We start from the raw sequence: 619 nt of genomic DNA, 5'->3' as shown, positions 1-619 counted from the left end.
GCATTAGGGTCAATATAATGTGCTGGTGTAAAAACATCTTTAACTTCTTCGCCCAAGAGATCGATGTCAGGGTGAAGCACTCTATGATTATCTGCATGCGCATAGTGAAGTCTTGGATTTGTTTCAAGATTATAGAAAGAGAGTCTTGTTGTTCCCTTAGTAAGTTTACCTGATCTAATTTTTGCTACACGTTTTGTGAAATCTAATGAAGGTTTAACTTTTCGAGCCTTTTCCTGGTATTGGATATCAGTAACATGCGATAGATAGGGTATAGAAAGCTTGGTGTTTATCTTTCCACCGCCAAACATAGAACTAAAGGATGCATAAATCACTTTCGTAGCTTCTTGGATAGAACTAAAGTCAATGCTACTAATTTGCTCATCAATTTCGTTATACCAATTTAGTGCTTTTTTGTTTGCATAACCCTTAAGTAGACTAGTTTTAAAGTACTCTGAAAATGCACTAGAAGCTTTACGTCCATTACACTCCAACTTGATTACCTTATCAGAGTTACTTGAAATCAAATCAAAGAGTTCAACTCTCTCAGCATTGACCATCACTGAAATCCTTCCTAAGAGATCACAATGTTTAGATCGAGAAGTGTCCTGGCTGATTGGTT

1 protein-coding gene is annotated in these 619 nt (G+C 36.5%); it reads right to left on the bottom strand.

The features are described 5' to 3' along the window. Window positions 1-560 (bottom strand): hypothetical protein (locus tag IQR33_RS05175; protein WP_228013768.1); only part of this gene is annotated, 560 nt, incomplete at its 3' end. Window positions 561-619: the final 59 nt, after the last annotated feature.

It is taken from the genome of Vibrio sp. OPT46 (genome assembly GCF_015163535.1).
Taxonomy (GTDB): domain Bacteria; phylum Pseudomonadota; class Gammaproteobacteria; order Enterobacterales; family Vibrionaceae; genus Vibrio; species Vibrio alginolyticus.
This window is presented reverse-complemented; position numbering and strand designations above follow the sequence as displayed.